This window comes from Streptococcus jiangjianxini (assembly GCF_040225085.1).
GTDB lineage: Bacteria > Bacillota > Bacilli > Lactobacillales > Streptococcaceae > Streptococcus > Streptococcus jiangjianxini.
In genome coordinates, this window is sequence record NZ_JBEHGL010000002.1 from 184,878 (window position 1) to 202,236 (window position 17,359).

13 protein-coding genes and 4 pseudogenes are annotated in these 17,359 nt (G+C 33.8%); 3 read left to right on the forward strand and 14 right to left on the reverse strand.

The genetic code is table 11. The features are described 5' to 3' along the window. The 12 genes and pseudogenes from ABP870_RS02015 to ABP870_RS02065 all read right to left on the reverse strand — a co-directional run bounded on the left by ABP870_RS02015 (position 1) and on the right by ABP870_RS02065 (position 11,921). The gene (locus ABP870_RS02015) at positions 1-1,353 is read right to left on the reverse strand and encodes a DUF2142 domain-containing protein (protein ID WP_350013824.1); all 1,353 of its coding nucleotides are present in this window, start codon (positions 1,351-1,353) and stop codon (positions 1-3) included. Positions 1,354-1,368: 15 nt separating this feature from the next. Next, complete coding sequence (locus ABP870_RS02020) at positions 1,369-2,307, reverse strand: glycosyltransferase (RefSeq protein ID WP_350013825.1); 939 nt, start codon at positions 2,305-2,307, stop codon at positions 1,369-1,371. A 1-nt stretch (position 2,308) separates the two neighbouring features. Next, the gene (locus ABP870_RS02025; RefSeq protein ID WP_350013847.1) at positions 2,309-3,367 is read right to left on the reverse strand and encodes an NAD-dependent epimerase/dehydratase family protein; all 1,059 of its coding nucleotides are present in this window, start codon (positions 3,365-3,367) and stop codon (positions 2,309-2,311) included. Further along, positions 3,368-4,090, reverse strand: coding sequence for an IspD/TarI family cytidylyltransferase (locus tag ABP870_RS02030; RefSeq protein ID WP_350013826.1), 723 nt, complete (start codon positions 4,088-4,090; stop codon positions 3,368-3,370). Between the two features lie 2 nt (positions 4,091-4,092). Then, positions 4,093-4,917 carry a LicD family protein gene (locus ABP870_RS02035; protein ID WP_350013827.1) on the reverse strand — a complete coding sequence of 275 codons (825 nt, stop codon included), beginning with the start codon at positions 4,915-4,917 and terminating at the stop codon, positions 4,093-4,095. A gap of 8 nt (positions 4,918-4,925) precedes the next feature. Beyond that, positions 4,926-6,692, reverse strand: a complete 1,767-nt coding sequence (locus tag ABP870_RS02040; RefSeq protein ID WP_350013828.1) for a hypothetical protein — start codon at positions 6,690-6,692, stop codon at positions 4,926-4,928. Then, complete coding sequence (locus ABP870_RS02045) at positions 6,692-7,036, reverse strand: DUF2304 domain-containing protein (protein WP_350013829.1); 345 nt, start codon at positions 7,034-7,036, stop codon at positions 6,692-6,694. Before ABP870_RS02045 ends, ABP870_RS02040 begins: the two co-directional genes overlap by 1 nt. Then, complete coding sequence (locus ABP870_RS02050) at positions 7,036-7,761, reverse strand: glycosyltransferase family 2 protein (RefSeq protein ID WP_350013830.1); 726 nt, start codon at positions 7,759-7,761, stop codon at positions 7,036-7,038. The genes ABP870_RS02045 and ABP870_RS02050 overlap by 1 nt, the downstream gene beginning before the upstream one ends. Then, positions 7,758-8,702 carry a glycosyltransferase family 2 protein gene (locus ABP870_RS02055; RefSeq protein WP_350013831.1) on the reverse strand — a complete coding sequence of 315 codons (945 nt, stop codon included), beginning with the start codon at positions 8,700-8,702 and terminating at the stop codon, positions 7,758-7,760. Before ABP870_RS02055 ends, ABP870_RS02050 begins: the two co-directional genes overlap by 4 nt. After that, a complete protein-coding gene (gene cps2T, locus ABP870_RS02060) occupies positions 8,692-9,843 on the reverse strand; it encodes a beta 1-4 rhamnosyltransferase Cps2T (RefSeq protein WP_350013832.1) in 1,152 nt (383 codons plus the stop codon). Before cps2T ends, ABP870_RS02055 begins: the two co-directional genes overlap by 11 nt. A 280-nt stretch (positions 9,844-10,123) precedes the next feature. Continuing rightward, positions 10,124-10,912 (reverse strand): annotated as a pseudogene (locus ABP870_RS10685) (IS30 family transposase); the annotation flags it as partial. Positions 10,913-11,107: 195 nt separating this feature from the next. After that, positions 11,108-11,921, reverse strand: a pseudogene (locus ABP870_RS02065) (IS5 family transposase). Between the two features lie 78 nt (positions 11,922-11,999). On the opposite strand from ABP870_RS02065, the gene ABP870_RS02070 reads away from it, so the two are divergent. Continuing rightward, positions 12,000-14,423, forward strand: a complete 2,424-nt coding sequence (locus ABP870_RS02070) for an LTA synthase family protein (RefSeq protein WP_350013833.1) — start codon at positions 12,000-12,002, stop codon at positions 14,421-14,423. A gap of 677 nt (positions 14,424-15,100) precedes the next feature. Further along, positions 15,101-15,451 (forward strand): annotated as a pseudogene (locus ABP870_RS02075) (hypothetical protein); the annotation flags it as partial. Positions 15,452-15,533: 82 nt separating this feature from the next. Here the strand turns inward: ABP870_RS02075 and rfbD are convergent. Both rfbD and ABP870_RS02085 read right to left on the reverse strand, forming a co-directional pair. Further along, positions 15,534-16,385: a dTDP-4-dehydrorhamnose reductase gene (rfbD, locus tag ABP870_RS02080; protein ID WP_350013834.1), complete on the reverse strand. Its 852-nt coding sequence runs from the start codon at positions 16,383-16,385 to the stop codon at positions 15,534-15,536. Positions 16,386-16,441: 56 nt separating this feature from the next. Continuing rightward, positions 16,442-16,987, reverse strand: a pseudogene (locus ABP870_RS02085) (glycosyltransferase); the annotation flags it as partial. Between the two features lie 98 nt (positions 16,988-17,085). Between ABP870_RS02085 and ABP870_RS02090 the strand changes: the two are divergent. Next, the coding region (locus ABP870_RS02090) for a transposase family protein (RefSeq protein ID WP_350013835.1) at positions 17,086-17,359 on the forward strand (274 nt) is incomplete at its 3' end.

A 17,359-nucleotide genomic window follows, 5' to 3' on the forward strand; every position in this document is an offset into this window, starting at 1 on the left:
TTACCTCATAATTAAACCTACTGTAGTATCAAAAATCAGTAATAAATTTGTTACTATAATTAAGAAAAATAATAAAACAGGAACAATTTGTCGGCTATATCTATTTAAACGAGGCTTTATGCTAGATGCTGTTATTTGGAGAAGTAACAAGGTAGGAGTAAAATACCTTCCTTGGACACCCTCTATATAGCTAGTTCTAGCGTCATTATAACTTAACATCGTATAGTAAACACCTAAGACACCAACAATAAAGAAAAGAAAAGATAACAAACCAATGGCTTTACGTTTAACAAATTTCTGTTCCATAAAAAGGACTAAGAAAAAAAACAAGTACCAAACCGCAGTAATCCAGATTGGCATATAGTTTTGACTAGGATACGGCGCAACTAACCACGATGAAATATCGTTTGATAATAATTCTGATCCAGAATAATTATAACCAAACGTCATTAAATACCTTTGTAATACACGAAAAATTCCTCCATGATTTCTAGTTAGTATTATGAGCATAGAAAAAGTAATAAAGGAGCCTAAAATTATAGCTATAATTTTATTTTTTTTAGACCATGAATTTACATTCATTTTATCGGAAACTTTTAATCTTATATTTTTGAAACAATCGGTATAGGTAAACTCAAGAACTGGCCAAAATAATATGAACAACCAGTAATTCCATTTTGCACCTAATAAAATGAGCAAGGTCGACAATAAAAACTGGACTCTTTTATCGGAACTGATACGACCATCAACAACTGTGTTTATGACTAACATTAAGAATAATCCTACCGCTACAAATCCGGTAGAATCGTACGATAAACTTGCAAAAGAATTGATTACTACTGGACTCAAAAAAACTAAACAAAAAAGTAGTTTCCCTTTTTTTACTTTTTTTATCACAAAATAAATAATCGTACTATTAATAATAGTTGATAAAAATCGAGCAGTTGTTATCATAACTCCCATAGATGGGTATATGTGTTTCCCGAGAAAAAGTCCAATTCCTGGTACAAGATGCCCCCAAAATGTAAAATCAAGGTATGACAATCTAATATTTCGTGGAACTTTTTCTTTTTCCACAAAACCACCTCTATTAAAATAATAAGTTTCTAACCGTGTGCCATTTTTATAGAATTCAGATTGTCTAGTCATTCCTGAATCAACTTTGTATTCATTATACTGTGATGCATCTATAATTGAATCTGTAACCATTCCTGATACTGCTAAATGATATTGACCATCCGGCTCGTTAAAAAACGGCATAAAGAGACTAAAAATCGTCCCTAAAGTGATAGCTAAGGTTATATAAACTTTATGTATTTTTTTGTCTTTAAAGATATTAAATATCTTTTTCATATAAACTCCTGCATACTATTTTTTTAAAAGAAATACTATATCTCTCATTCGATTAGAAAAACTGTCATAGTACCGTTTTTTAGTGAGTATCTGTTTAATTGTGGCAAGCCACTTACGATTCATAGCATTATGCAATCTTTCATTTGCAAAATCGAGATAGAACAATGATAAAGAATACCATTGACTCTTTTGCTCGCATAAAACATCTGATAAAATCTGATAGTAACTAGTTACAAAAGTCAAATCTTGAAGATGATGCTTTCTAGAACTTTTCAAATTCAAAAGATTACCACTAGCATTTCCACCGTGTCTCTTGTGAATTCCTACAGGACGATTAAGATTATAGCCTGTTCCTAGAACACCGGAGATTCCCGTCATAAGATTATCATGCGATAATACTTGGTTATCTTGATAATGAGGAACAATCTGATCAATAAATGTCTTTCTTATACAAAATGTCCAACCTTGACGATAATTGTGATAACTCATATCAAACGGATACTTAGATAACATTTTTTGCCCATCTTCGAAGGTGAAATTCTTTGGAACAGTGGCATTTTCTCCAAAAGTAATCACATCAATATCACCACTCAAAACATCAATTGAGTGATTTTCTTCCATATGTGCTACCTGAGTTTCATTTTTATCCAAATACCAAGTATCATCTTGATCACTGAAAAATATATAATCAGCATCAAGGTGGCTTGCATCGCGTAATAGCTCGCGAAAATTTAAGCGCCAATGCAAATTCGTTTCATTTTTAGTGATTGACCATCCTGTCAAATGATAACGATCAATATAATCTGTCACAATCTTAATTGTGTCATCAGTTGAACAATCATCACGTAGCAAGACGTAGTCTGGCCGCAGAGTTTGCTGGCGGATAGAGTCTAGTTGCTCTTCAATAAAATCCTGACCATTATAGGTAGCCATCAAAACAGCTGTCTTTATCATGTCATTCCTCAAAACTTTCAACTGTCTTTTTAATACCTTCTTTTAACGATACTTCTTTATGCCATCCAAGAGACTCCAGTTTCTTGGTATTTAATTTAGTTCTTCCCATCCTACTATAACCTTTTCCCATCACCTTCGGAATATCAAAGATAAGTTCCAATTGGCGATTTGGAAAACTATCAATTAATAATTGTGCCAAGTCTCGAATCATGATAGGTTCATCTTCATTAGCAACATTGTAGGCTTGACATTTTTGGGCATTGAGTAGCACAGTGAATAAACCTGTAACAGCATCTGATAAGTAGCAAAAAGCTCGTTCTGCACTACCATCGCTTTTCAATACTATGTCTTCACGTCTTACAACATTATTCAGCAAGTCGCTCATAATACGGCCATCATTAGCCAGTTCCATTCCTGGTCCGTAAGAATGAGCCAATCTAGCAACCGTATAAGGGATGGCAAATTGATCATAATAGGATTGCAACATTGTCTCTGCCATTCGCTTACTTTCTGGATAACAAGCTCTACTTTCCAAAATGTCAAAGGCGCCGTATGCTTGCTCATCAATATTATCTTCTATGGATTTTCCATAAATTTCCCTTGTTGATAAAAATAAGAAATTTGTTACATTCTTATCCTTGGCAAACTCTAACAAGTTCATCGTTCCAATAGTATTTGCCTTAATGATACCAACCGGGTCATTAAGGATAAATCTAGGACTGGCATTACTCGCTGCATGAATAATATAATCAACATTACCACCATAGTCAAAAGGATTATTGACATCATATTCTATGAGTTCAAAATGGTAATGACCTTCAAGTCCCCAAAAGCGTTCTTTAGCTTTTTTAATGTTACGTGCAGTTGCTAAAATAGTAATACCTGCATCGTAATATCTATTTAAATAAGCAAGTACATAGACTATATACGTAGCTAACATCCCATTAACACCAGTTATTAAAACTGTTTTACCATTGAGTTTTTGCCAGTCAATATAGGAAGCCGCTGTTATTTGCTGCATGTCACTTTGAACAATCTTATTACTATAATTAATCATAATCTAAATTCCAAATATTTGAGCATTTTCTCGCGCATCAAAGAGGGCTTTGAAGGTATAAAAGTCGTCTGGAGTCGTAATTTTAATATTTTCATAAGGACCTTCTACAATCGTCAAAGGCTTCTGGTACATTCCCATTAATGTACTAGAATCAATAGCATCTACAATCCCATTAGAGATGGCATCACGCTCTATTTCTAAAATATCCTTCAAATAAAAACTCTGAGGCGCTTTAGCAATATAAGATCTTGTTCGATCGACAACTTCATCAATAACCCGATCTTCGTTAATTAAAACAACCGTTTCTTTAGCAGCGACAGATGTAATCGCTGAACCAGATTCTTTAACGGTTTGAACGTTTAATTCCAGTGTTTCAACATTAATTAGTGGACGAACACCATCATGTATCAACACAATATCTTTATCGCTCGTCGCTATTTTTTCCGCTGCTTCTAACCCATTAAAAATAGATAGTTGCCCAGTTTTCCCTCCTGGAACAATTGCTCTAACTTTTTTTAAATTAAACTTAGGGATTAGGGTTTCCATATAATCCAGCCAGTCACTGACACAAACCACTATTGTGGCATCGATTGCAGAGCACTGCTCGAATATTTCCAAGGTGTGGACAATAATAGGTTTTCCATGTACTTCTAAAAATTGCTTAGGTTTCCCTTTTGAACGCATGCGGGAACCAACACCTCCAGCAAAAATAACACCAATATTCATCGTTAGTCCTCCTTCCAATACCACATGTAATAGTCATGATTTTGACGCTTATTTTCAGGAGGTAACTCCATATAAGAGGCGCCATACAATTGTGTTAAGTAAACATGATGATTCTTGATTTTTCGTGTCGTCAAATGCTCAAAGGCAATATCTTCGAATTCGTCAAATAATTCCTTTGGAAAACACTCTTTTAAGCGATAGCGCGAATCAGCAAAGCCAATATAAGGTGAGTCGCTTCCGTTATACCTTTGCATCACTTTATCGGTTTCAACAGCCATCTTTTTTGTTTGTCCATGATGTTTGACAAATCTTGGAAATCTTAAGAACAGACGAGCAAATGCGAATACAGCGTTTGAACCACTTGCATATTCTGGAAAAGAGGTGCTAAGTAAGTTTTCCGTTGATGAGTGCACTTCCTTAAAAAATGCTGTGCGTTGTTCAGACGATTCTGGCAACTGATCCATTGGAAAAATATCAATAAATAGGCCTGTCCATGGATGCATCCGATCTGTTTTACTTTGCATGATTGTCTTAGTGCTATACAATTTAGCAAACGGAAGTAAATTTTTCTCAGTAGAGTGATGAAGTAATTTATAATCAGGATTATCCTCTTTAGATAAAGCATCTATTAACTTTTCATAGTCACTTCGTTTAAGCATAATATCAATATCATCATCCCAAGGGATAAAGCCTTTATGCCGAATAGCACCTAACAGACTTCCACCTCCTAAAGAATACTCAATATTATTTTTTCTAGCGAAATCATCTAAGTAGTCCATCATATCTAGCTGAACTTTCCTGATTTCCTCGTTTGTCATTTTTTTCATTATATACCCTAACTATTTATTTTCAATAAAAGTGTTAATATTGTTGATGCAATTAAAACAATTATTAAAGTGCCAAGCACAGTCATCACATATGGATTTGGTATTCTGTTTACTTTTTTATTTTTAGGATTCAAAGAAAGTGCATTATACTCATTTTCATTATATTTCATATCTAAAATACCTCCGTTTATTTGATAATTCGAAAATTGAGCTTTTTTTTCGCTTTCCTCACTTACTTTAAAAATGATTGGTTGAATTTCTAATTTGTAATTGTCAGGGACTTCTACTTGATATAAAACGTATTTATAACTGCTAGATAAACCTTTTAGGGTAAACAAAGCCTTAAAGATTGTCTTCTGTGTCTTTTCATTGAAATCCCAAACCGATGTATCAAGTTCAAAAGGTTGTTTCTGACCATCAATATAGTAATTGTTATTCCCCTTAATCACCATACCCTCTTTCTCAGAAATATTTATTTTTTCATTGAATTTAACACTTTGTTTTTTCCATTTTGGTTTCCCACTATTAGCACCACTATACAAGTAAAAATTATTATATTTATCAATTTTTCCTAAAACATATTTTCCGCCAGTCGTCAAAGTATTGTCATGTGAATCGTACATGGCAAAATTTATGTTATAACTAGATAATTGAGGAGTTTCATAAAAATTTTTTCCATCGTTTACAAAAATTCCTTGTTTTACTTTGGAGTTGAACACATCATAAGTTTCACTAAAAACATCTGTGCTAGTATCATTTGATATCTGAGTCTTCATTTGATACTGTACTTTTGCGGTAACATGCCCTTTTACTTCTACATAATCATGGCTTCTACCAGTCAGATCAACTTTTAATCTATAAATGGACTGAAGTTTTGATAATTGCTTAGCAATTTTACTTAATCGTTCGCTTTCTCTATATTCATCGCCAATTTTATAATCAATAATATTTTCAATGATATTTAATGATGTTCCACCTGTTAATTTTCCTTTCTCTCCTTTTCGAACTGGATTAATCTTGTAACTCTGCTCATAAGGATAGTTAATTGACTCAATTACAAAATTAGGAGAAATATCTAGATAAATTGTATCTAAATGTTTTATAGGAATTTTATAGGTTACTGTTTGACCGTAGTCAACAGATAAGCCATCAACTGTGGACGAAGTATTATAATCAGAAATAAGTGTAATACCTGGGAGTTTCTGAGTATTTCCCATGTATATATCTTGATCTTTATTAATATCTTTTATGATGATATCTTTAGGATCAACCGATGATACGAATACTGTCACTCCTTCTTGAATCTCACCTATTGATAAACCTTTTTTATTGGTAAATTTATACTTCTTATTTTCAGGATTTCTTAAGGTTACCTGAGGTCCAAAATCATTGATATAGTCTAGAAAATCTAGATTATTTTTATAAAGTTCTGCGATAACAAAAAAAGCTTCTTCTTTAGTTAAGGATATATTTTTTCCGAAGGATATTTTGTCATTAATAATAACTTTTTGTCTCTCAACTTTATAATTTGCTTTTAACTTCGAAATCGAAAAATGTTCAAAATCAGACTTGGTGAACTTTCCAGTAGTTAATTTTTTGTGTACCAAATCATAGTTTTTAGCAACTACTTGAACGCTATAAATGGGGTTGTTATTATAAAGATAATGAACTTTTATATCGTAATTAGTATTTTCATCTGCACAAACATTTTCCGAACTACCAACAACTACTAAAAAAAATAAAAATGATAGACAAATAAAGAAGTATCTTTTCATTATTCTTTATCCTCAATTTCTTTCTTCATCAATGATATTTCCTGTATCAATTCTTTTATCTGATTATCTTTTTTAGTATTACTTGACGTATTTATTAATTCCAAGAAAAAAACAAATAAAATTGAGCCAAAGAGTAAAAAGTTCATCGTTAATTCAAAACCAGCTTTATGCGCGACAAACGAAACTACTTGAGGAAATAAACTGATAAAAATAATTGTCAGACCAACAAAGATCCATGGAGCCGCCCGTCTTATTGAAAAAGCGTTTTTATTGACCATTCTAATGATGAAATAAAAAATCATTAAGGCCAATATAAACATTTCTATTTGTAAAAATAATGACATTAATCTCTCTCCTTCATAAGACCTGCAATAAAGATTGATAGCAATACATCAAGCATATAAGTCACAACCTTAAATGCTCGAATACTTGATATTCCCTCCAAACGTTCAAACATATTTGCATGTATTTCTTTAACACGGTAGCCTTTTTTAATAATTCGAACGATAGACTCTGGTTCTGGATACGAAACAGGGTAATGCTTCGCTAAATAATCGATGACAGGTTTAGAAGCCGCCCTATAACCACTGGTAGTATCATAAATTTTCCGACCAGTCATTAATTTTATGGCTTTAGAAATCAAGTTAATTCCCATACGTCTTGCAGCTGTTGATTGGAAATTTTCATTCGTTTTATCAATAAAGCGTGATCCAATCGTAAAGTCAGCTTCGCCCTTTATAATGGGAGCAACAATGTCATTGATACTTACAATATCATGTTGCCCATCTCCATCAAATTGAACTGCAATATCAAATCCATTTCGAGATGCATAGATATAACCTGTTTGAACACAGCCACCAATTCCCAAATTTTGAACCAAGTCAACATGATTAAACTGCAGCTGATCAAGAATTTTAGGAGTTGAATCTTTGGAACCATCATTTACAACCAAATAATCTAGCTGAAAAGGTAAATTATTTGATTCACGATAATCAATAATACTTCTAACCGTTTTTTCAATATTACCCTCTTCATTATAAGCAGGGATAATCATCAATACTTTTTTCATCTATTTCTATTATACCAATTCGTTAATATTAAAATTTTAAATACTATTTTATGTGTCAGTTGGTTCTTGCTATAACCATATCGGATCAATCTCTCAGCTCTCCTAAGAATTGACTGTCGGTCAATATTGTAGAACTGTTCAATTAACAATCGATCTCTCGGGGTTAAATCCCTTCCAAACAATTCTACAATCGTCATAGCCTGCTTCTGTGAATCATGAATTATTTGCCAATATTTTGTAAATATAGCCTTTGGACCTAAACGGAGAAGTTTAAACTTCTTATCTTCTGTTCTCGCTCCCAACACATTAGCTTCGTGCTGGCGGTAGAGTTGTGTCGGTTGATCTATGTAGACGAGCTTGCCCAGTGATGCAGCCAATAGAGCCAAATACCAGTCGTGCATAAGCAAATTTTCATAAACCTGCCACTTATCAGCTAAGGCTTGATTAATCATCATAGTACCGCCAGTTACTGTGTTTTCGGTTAATTCCTGTACCAATTCAGTATTGGCATGGTGGGACTGAGCCTTAATCATACTTTCTTGAAGAATCTCCAAATTTTCATTGACCACTCTTAAATCTGTATAAACTAACAGCGGTTTATCTGGATTTTCCTTTTGCCCTCTTTGTAAGGTAATTTCTAGTTTTTCAGGCAACCAAACATCATCCTGATCGCTAAAGAAATAATAATCCGCTTTCTCAAACTTAACCAAATGATAAAAACTCTTAATGACGCCGTAGTTTTCATTTTGACCATCATTTATAAAACGGATTCTATCATCTTCCTCAGCTATTTCCCTAATGATAGAGGTTGTGTTATCCTTGGAACCATCATCACGGATTAAGAGATTCCAGTCTTTAAAGGTTTGCGCCTGAATACTTTTTATTTGATCAGCTAAATACTTTTCCCCATTGTAGGTGGACATGACAATATTAACTTTCATTTAGAAATAATTCCTCGTATTCTCCTACAATTTTTTTCCAAGTATAGTTGGATTTGACATGATGTTTTGCCTGATTCCCTAAGTCCCCAAAGTCCTCAGCCTCTACAGAATTAATGAGTTTTCTCAAGCTTCCTTCTTCTTTTGTCCAATACAAGGCCGTTTGTTGAGCTACTTTTTGATTAAAACTAACCTCTAAAACTAAGTTAATATCAGTATGAGCTAAAGCTTCAAGTAGACCTGGATTGGTGCCACCAACTTCATGTCCGTGAAGATAAGCATAGGCTGATTCACGAATATAGGTTAGCAATTCCTTATTATAAACAGTGCCAACAAAATGAATCCTGGGATCTGACTGAAAATCGGTTTTTTTAGCTAATTCATCAAAGTAAGAATTGCCCTCATGGTTACAAATAATAATGAGTTTTCTTTTTGTTTGACTTGATATAAATTCTTTCAACATAGCTTCATAATTGTTCTCAGGAACAAAGCGCCCAACAATAAGATAATAGTCATCTTCCTTAGTATGCCACTTGTCATAAAATGTTCTGACAAGTGCATCATTACTAGTTAGAGAAGAAGGCACGGTCTCTGTTCCGTAAGCAATAAATCGTGTCTTGCTCCATGGATAGACTTCTTTTATATAACTCTCAATACCTTCATTATCAGCAATTACAAGATCTGCAACCTGCGTCATTACTTTTTCAGATTGCCTTAAGTAGGCTTGCACAGGTTTTGACCATTTAGTCCGTCGCCATTCCAAACCATCTGGATTGACAAATAATTTGCCACCAACTGCTTTGATTTTTTTAGCAAAAGGCTTCATAAACCGACCAATGGTATTTCCCAAAATGTAAAAAATAGGTTGTTCGATTTGCTGCTTCCTGATGTAAGAAAGTGCATCATTAATAGCCATCATATCGTAAGCAATAACACGGGCAGGACCAAGTTTAGGTGGATTAACAGTATAACAATCTGCACCCTTATATTCAAAATGTTGTCCCGTCTTTTCATCACTCAAACAAGCAACATGATATTTTATTTGACCACTAATCTGATGTGTCACTAATTCCTCAACAAAGGTTTCAAAGCCACCATATTTAGCAGGCAAACCTCTGCTTCCTATAATAAAAATATGGCGCATAAAAACTCCATTCTATTTGATACAATCATGATTTATTATATCATAATAATAATGCTATTTCAGAAATTTTCCACGTCTACAACTGTAGTTGATAGTGAAATGGACTTTTGGAAAGTAATTATTTTAAAATACTTCCTGAATCCTTCAGAAAATGGAAGAAAAAAAATACTTTTGTTAAATCTTATTCTCGACAATGTATGAAAATTTTGTCTGCTATAAAAATTACTTTTGTTTTTGATTACTTCAGGATTTACCCTTACATTTTATAAATCCTGAATTGTCAAATTAAGCTAGACTGATTTATTTGACTCAGAAAAACATGATAAGGAGTTTGATAGTTTAGAGATTTTCTAGGAATGCTATTTCTCTTATCAGCTATAGCAGATAAGATCTTTTGAGAAATACTATTAAAATCCATTTGCTTAGGAAGGCCATGTTGCCTTAATAGACCATTAGAATGCTCGTTTAATCCTCTCTGTCCTGGGCAAACAGGATCTGCAAAGAAGATGTCAATGTCATGCTGATTAGAAATGGATTCTTAGTTGGAAAATTCCTTCCCACAATCAAACGTGATGGGCTTAAACAGATGTTTTGGAAATCGAGACAGCCATTGATTAATAGAGGTTTCAATATCGCTATCGCTTGCTTTTCGACTAGTGTGATAACAGCGCTTTTATGTTGCTTACCAACCATCGTATTCCCTTCAAGATGACAAAATTAGGTGTCAAAATCTGGATAAAGCGCCGCACGTTCACGAATGTCTCTGCGGAAAGCCTGCTTTTCTCGTGTTTCTGTCTTGCCGTTTGGTTTTCATTTACCTTTCCATGGTAAGTCATGCTTATCAAAGGGAGCACGATCAGCCAAACGATAAAGTGTCCTCATCGAACAGGGAAATGGTATCAGGGTAAGTTCCTTTGATAACATCAAGACTCCAATCTAATTTCAGATACCTTTGGACAAAGGCTTTTACAGGTTTTGTCAGCTTCGTTTGATGACAACCACAATGGTTTTTAGTCGCTTTGTAACGCTCATAGTAAGCATAGGCGGAATGACCTGCTTTGTGGTAGTTAGTGTAAAATAATTCTCGGAAAAGCGATTACAGGTTTTCAAAACGAAAACATACTAAGATTAGTAGTGAGGAAATCTCCGACGAAAGAGAATACTCACTACTAATCTTAGTATGTTTCTATTGTGTTAATCACAATTCTTATTTTTTAAATATTTAAAAAAGCGATAAATATAATATAATAGACTTGTTCGGAAACTAATCCGTTTCGTCATTGATAATAACACAAATCAATTCAGCCCTTAATTCAAATCTCTTTTTTCGGTTACGATAAGGTTGTGACATCACTTGGAAAGTCTTAAACGTCGCATTAAAATGCTCTACTTCAATTCTTATCGCTGACATCTCTTTATTAAGCTCTATCTCTTTATCTGTTAAACGATGATACTTGGAATTCTTAGCTGGAATAAAAGTATTCTTATGAAAATTCGCTATTCCCAAATATCCCAAATCAACAAAAGCGACAGTCTCCTCTGGTAAAGTAGGGCCTATACTTTCTTTAAATAGAGTAAAGTCATGTGTATGTCCATCCGCAAAAGCTAATTGACACACATGATGAGTGCTTAAATCAAGTACAATCTGTGTTTTTAAAGTGTGTCGTTTCTTTTTACCAGAATCATTTTGGATTTGGTTTTTTGGGACGTTGAATCGGACTTTCTGTGACATCAATGGCAACAGATGTCCTTGGAGCTTCTAAGTGGTCTAAGTCAAAACTACCAGAAGCGCGTAGAGTATCCTCCGCCCATGTTATTATGGCATTAACAGTAGCGACACCAATCCCAAAGTCAAAGGCTAATAACCGCTGAGTAGAGTAGTACCGCAAATAGCGCAAGGTCATGATAAGTTGTTCTTCCATACTAAGAGCACGTGGGCGGCTACCTTTTTGGTGTTGGGTTTGATAGGCTGAATTGAGGTGCTCAAGCATTAATTGGAAGGTTTATTTTTTGACACCAATCAATAATTTAAAATGTTCTGGATCAAGCTTTTCAGCATTTTCATATACACTTTTCATGATCTTATGATACTACTTTGGGGTTACCGAACAAGTCTAATAATTAACAAACCAATTTCAAAATAAGGAGTCATGATCTTGTTTTTAACGTCAAATAATGGTCTAAAGAACACATTTTATGTAGTTATCAGTTTCCTACTAAGCTACTTACTATCTGCCATCATTTTATACGATCGATTTGTAGCATTACATACTGATAGGTTTAACTTTGTTTCCAGTCTATGGCCTCTATTATTATCAGTCTATCTCGGTATTTTATACTCAATCAAAATAAATACTAAATTTTTAATAAAAGTAGTTATTCTTTATCTTTTCTATATTGTTTCTGCTTATTTTATTGAAATGACCTTACAGCTAAATAATCCAGATTTTCATTGGAAGATATTGGATAATTTTCTGCAAAATAATGGTCTTATATATTTGAGTATTATTTTGATTATCGCTGTAACATCTAAAATCGTTTTTCAAAAAATTCCATTTACTAAACGTTTTTTTACAAAAAAAAGTAAAGACACATACGTGCTAGCTCAAATTTTAACAAGCTTCTATATTACTTCAAACCAAATGCTTAGCAGAGTTCAAGAAAATACATTACTACCTACTAGCTCTGGATCATTTTTTCAAATAAGAAACAACATTTTCATTTATGCTCTTAGTTTTTACATCTTATTTTTTGGGGTTAGCCTATACCTATTAAAATCAACGAGAGATTTTAAAAATAAACAAGCAAGTTTCATACTCACAGTTACTACAAGTATTGCACTTGCTGTAATATTTAACTACACCGTTCAATCTGCTATAAAAGAAACCGGAAGTCACTATAATCTGTTCATTACTCCAGGGGCTACCATTTTTCAAATTATTATTTTTTCCGCAATTTTTGTTTTATTATATATAATAATAAATCGTTACATAATCGCAACAACATTCATCATTGTACTAGGTTCCATAATTTCAGTAGCTAATACTTTAAAATACAAATCTAGATTAGAGCCGCTTTTACCTTATGATTTAGTTTGGCTAAAAGACATTACTTTTTTTAAAGATTACATCTCATCTTCAACTTTGATGCTAACTTCTATTCTTCTTGTTATCATTATCATAATCATTTGGATAACCCAAAAATATTTCTTCACTGAAAAAATAATAAAATCTTTTAGAACCCAGGCGATGTTGACTTCCGTTTTACTCGTTTGTTTTATTTCACCTATTTACTATTTAAAAAACTTAGATAATCAACCATTCCCTAAAAAAATTCCAATAGTGTCATCAGTTTTTAATGTTTTTGATATAAACTGGCTGGGTATCAATGCTAACGCTCGTTTTCAATCCCTATCTTATGTTTGGTTAAAAAATCTAACTGTCCAAAAAATGCCAAAACCCCAAAAATACAATCAAGCAAGCATTGAAAATATTTATTTAAAATATAATATATATGCTAAAGAATTAAATAAAGAAAGACCTAATAAAATAAATGATCAAACCACAATTTTTGTGCTTAGCGAAAGCTTTTCTGATCCGACTCGTTTAAAAGGTATTCAGGCCACTCAATCTCCAATTCTATATATAAATTCCGTTATGCAAAAACACACCGGCGGACAGATGATTTCAGATGGTTATGGTGGGGGAACGGCTAATATGGAATTCCAATCTTTAACAGGCCTCCCATTCACTAATTTTGACAATAATGTCTCCGTTGCCTATTCTGAAATTGTACCTATAATGAAAAAAATACCTTCAGTCAGTGATTATTATGACCCTAAAAATAGAACAATTATTCATCTTAATGCTGCGCAAAATTACAATAGAACAACCGTTTATAAAAAATTACAATTCAATAAGTTTATTGCGCTCTCTGGAGGGGATACTCAAGTCTCAGCTAATGAGAATTATGGCTCATATCCAAGTGATCAATCGACTTATGCTAATATTTTAAATGAATTAAATCATAATCAATCTCAGTTCATTTACGGTTTAACAATGCAAAATCATGGTCCCTATCATAAACCGCAGAAAGAATTTGATATTTCAGGGGAAAATTTTTCAGAAGTAGAAAATGTGGCCTTAAAAGATTACTCTGACAGATTATTTGAGACTGATCAAGCAACCAAATCTTTTTTGAAAAAACTGCAATCTCAAGAAAAAAATATTACAGTTGTATTTTATGGTGATCATCTTCCTGGACTATACCCTACAAACTTTTTCGATAAGCAGCCCGACAATAAGCAAAAAACTGACTATTTCATTTGGGCAAATCATAACAAAAACAATAATATTATTAACCATTCGGAAATTCGATCGAATGACTTTCCTGCCTTACTGTTTAAAGTAACAAACTCAAAAGTTTCACCTTACTATGCTCTTCTAACCAAAGCATTACCAAATAAAGAAAATAAGGTAAATAAAATTTCTCAAGAGGATTTAAAACTAATACAATATGATTTAACCGTAGGAAATAACTATCTAAAAAATTATCCCGATTTTTTTGAAATCTTAGAGTAAATTATGTCTTACAAGCCATTCAAGAGAGATTATCAATAACTAGGTATAGTGACATGAAACAAATAAAGTTCATCCAAATAGCATTTCTGAATCAGCTAAGGTTTTCTAAAACTAACGTCATACTGTTTTAAATGGTTAATACTAATATAACAGGGGCACCTAACTACTAGGTTAGAACGATAAAACCAAGAAAAGTTGAAAGAAATTGGTTCAACCGTTCCACGTCAAGAATTGGTCTTTATTCCTGCAAAATTGAAGTGAGTTGATCATGTCCAACACGTCTGAGGTGTCAAGCTTATAGCTAGAAAATGTTGGAATATCAATAGAAATGCCGTAAGTGCTAAACTTCAAGTCCAAATTAACCATTCCGTAAAAATTGTCTAGAAAATAAGTAGTTCAAGCATTTTTTTAGATAGTTATTGATCCACTTTTCAAAGAAAACGATCTATAGTCAATGATACTGGACGAACTGATTTCGTTCTGTTCTTATCAAATTGTGGCTTGGTAAGCGTCCAATAACAGGGAAGAGAGACTTTTTATGCGTTTGCAGAAAACTATATCATAATGACAAAATTAATCAAAGTAGTACACTAAAGATAGAGATGACTACGATGGTTGATTTTATTGTTTCAATAGATGCCAAATGACTGGAAGAATTGGCTAAAAAGGGGCAACATTACTATATTATTAGTTTCAAGAAGGGTGTAGAGGCCTTTGCCAGTTGTGCTCTGGAGCATTGGTTGGTAGAAAGTATGCACTGGCTCTTGGATGTTGTCAATCGAGAAGATCACCATCAGACTTTGGATAAACGTGCCGCATTTAACCTAAACGTTATCCGCAAATGGTGCCTTTATGTTTTGAAAGTCATCCCGTTTGAAACGAAAAACCTTAGCTATCGTCGCAAACAAGGTTATATTTCTGCCCATTTGAACGATTATTTATCTCGCTTTGAACACAACAAAAGAGAGAACCAATCTAATTCTCTCTCGGTGTTAGTTATAAGTCAACCCACTACAGTTGACAATTAGCCACAATTGCTTTGAATACTTTCCACTAAAAAAAGGTCCTTTCTAGCAGTGTCCGCTAAAAAGGATCTTTCAGGTAACATGTTTATTTTTTCCCTTGTTTATAAAATTCTTGCAAAGCATCCTGCCATGTTAGAATGACAAAGCCAGTAGCCTTGGTTTTTTCTAAACTCATCGTTGAATTAAGTGGACGCTTGGCTTTTGCTGGGAAAGCAGATGAGTCAACCGGCACAACTTCAACGTCTGTATCTTTCAAGATTTCCACTGCAAAATCATACCATGTCGTGTCTTGATTTGCATCATTTGATAGATGGTAATAGCCAAACTCTTTACGATTTTCAGCCAAGTAAGTCATAAATTCAGCCAAGGTACGAGTCCAGGTTGGACGGCCATGCTGATCATTTACCACTGTCAAACGGGGATGCTTTTTCGCTAATTCTTGCATGGTAAAGACAAAGTTTTTGCCATAATTACCAAATACCCATGCGGTACGAATGATGTAGAAGTTCTTAGCATATTTTTCAACAGCTTCTTCACCTAAACGTTTGGTCCGCCCATACTCAGTCTTAGGATCTGGTGTGTCTGTTTCAAGCCATTCTTTCCCTACTGGTTTTTCACCATCGAAAACATAGTCTGTTGAAATATAGACTAAGGTAGCATCATGTTTAGCAGCAACTTTAGCAACATTTTCTGTACCAGTTACATTAATAGCGTAGTTGAGTTCTTTTCCTTCATCTTCCGCAGCATCAACCGCAGTATAGGCAGCGCAATGATAGACCAAAGTGGGGTTGACTTGCTTGAACACTTCTTCAACTTTCGCTTCATCAGTAATGTCCATTTCAGCCACATCAACTGCCACGTATTCCTCATTACGTTCATCTAATAAGTAACGAAGTTCCGTTCCCAACTGTCCGTTGGCACCAGTAATTAAAATCATTGTCATTCTCCTTGGTTCTATTCTGTAACAAAGTATATCAAAAAAAGGGTTTTATTTCACCCTTTTTCTTTAACAATATAAATAGGACGTTTCTTAGTTTCTAGAAAAATCTTGGCAATGTATTTTCCAATAACACCAATAGCTAGCAATTGCACACCACCTATAAAAAGTATAATAGTGACTAGACTTGCCCAGCCTGCTACGGGATCGCCAAAGACTAAACGCCTAATAATGATAAAAAACATAGCTAAAATAGATAATATAAAGGAACCTGAACCAGCCCAAGCAGCTAATGTCAAAGGAGCTTCCGAAAAATTGACAAACCCATCAATAGAGTACTTTAAGAGTTCCCAAAAAGTCCATGATGTGCTCCCGGCTATTCTTTCTTTATTTTCAAAAGAAATATAAGTCACATCATAGCCAACCCATGAAAACAATCCTTTAGAAAAACGATTCACTTCACCAAGTTCTAAAATACTATCAACAACTTGACGAGTCATCAATCGGTAGTCCCTAGCACCATCTACCATCTCCGTACTGGAAATACGGTTGATTAACCAATAAAATGTCCTAGCAAAGAATGATCTTAATGTGGGTTCTCCTCACGACAAACGCATGAAGAAACCATCGTTTTCAGATAACAGTTTCATAAAATAAGTTTGACCCCTTTGCTATACTAAAGATAGTGGAGGATTTTGTTATGAATGAGATACTAGATTTCTTGATAGATGTTCGCGATGACAGAGAAGCATGGAAAATTAAACACCACTTATCAGATATTGTATTGCTTATTTTCTTCGCACGCCTATCAGGTGCAGAATATTGGGACGAAATCGAGGAGTTTGGGAATGCCTATGAGTCTTCCTTGCGAACTGTGTTGGAGTTAGAAAATGGGGTTCCGTCTCACGATACGCTACAACGTGTCTTTGCCACCCTAGATCCTCAAGTTCTAGTAGAAGTGACGCAGATGTGGT

Bases quoted from the DNA above. Each gene is read 5' to 3' on its own strand.
- ABP870_RS02015 (WP_350013824.1), bottom strand. From the start codon at position 1,353: ATGAAAAAGATATTTAATATCTTTAAAGACAAAAAAATACATAAAGTT.
- ABP870_RS02020 (WP_350013825.1), bottom strand. From the start codon at position 2,307: ATGATAAAGACAGCTGTTTTGATGGCTACCTATAATGGTCAGGATTTT.
- ABP870_RS02030 (WP_350013826.1), bottom strand. From the start codon at position 4,090: ATGAATATTGGTGTTATTTTTGCTGGAGGTGTTGGTTCCCGCATGCGT.
- ABP870_RS02035 (WP_350013827.1), bottom strand. From the start codon at position 4,917: ATGAAAAAAATGACAAACGAGGAAATCAGGAAAGTTCAGCTAGATATG.
- ABP870_RS02040 (WP_350013828.1), bottom strand. From the start codon at position 6,692: ATGAAAAGATACTTCTTTATTTGTCTATCATTTTTATTTTTTTTAGTA.
- ABP870_RS02045 (WP_350013829.1), bottom strand. From the start codon at position 7,036: ATGTCATTATTTTTACAAATAGAAATGTTTATATTGGCCTTAATGATT.
- ABP870_RS02050 (WP_350013830.1), bottom strand. From the start codon at position 7,761: ATGAAAAAAGTATTGATGATTATCCCTGCTTATAATGAAGAGGGTAAT.
- ABP870_RS02055 (WP_350013831.1), bottom strand. From the start codon at position 8,702: ATGAAAGTTAATATTGTCATGTCCACCTACAATGGGGAAAAGTATTTA.
- cps2T (WP_350013832.1), bottom strand. From the start codon at position 9,843: ATGCGCCATATTTTTATTATAGGAAGCAGAGGTTTGCCTGCTAAATAT.
- rfbD (WP_350013834.1), bottom strand. From the start codon at position 16,385: ATGATTTTAATTACTGGTGCCAACGGACAGTTGGGAACGGAACTTCGT.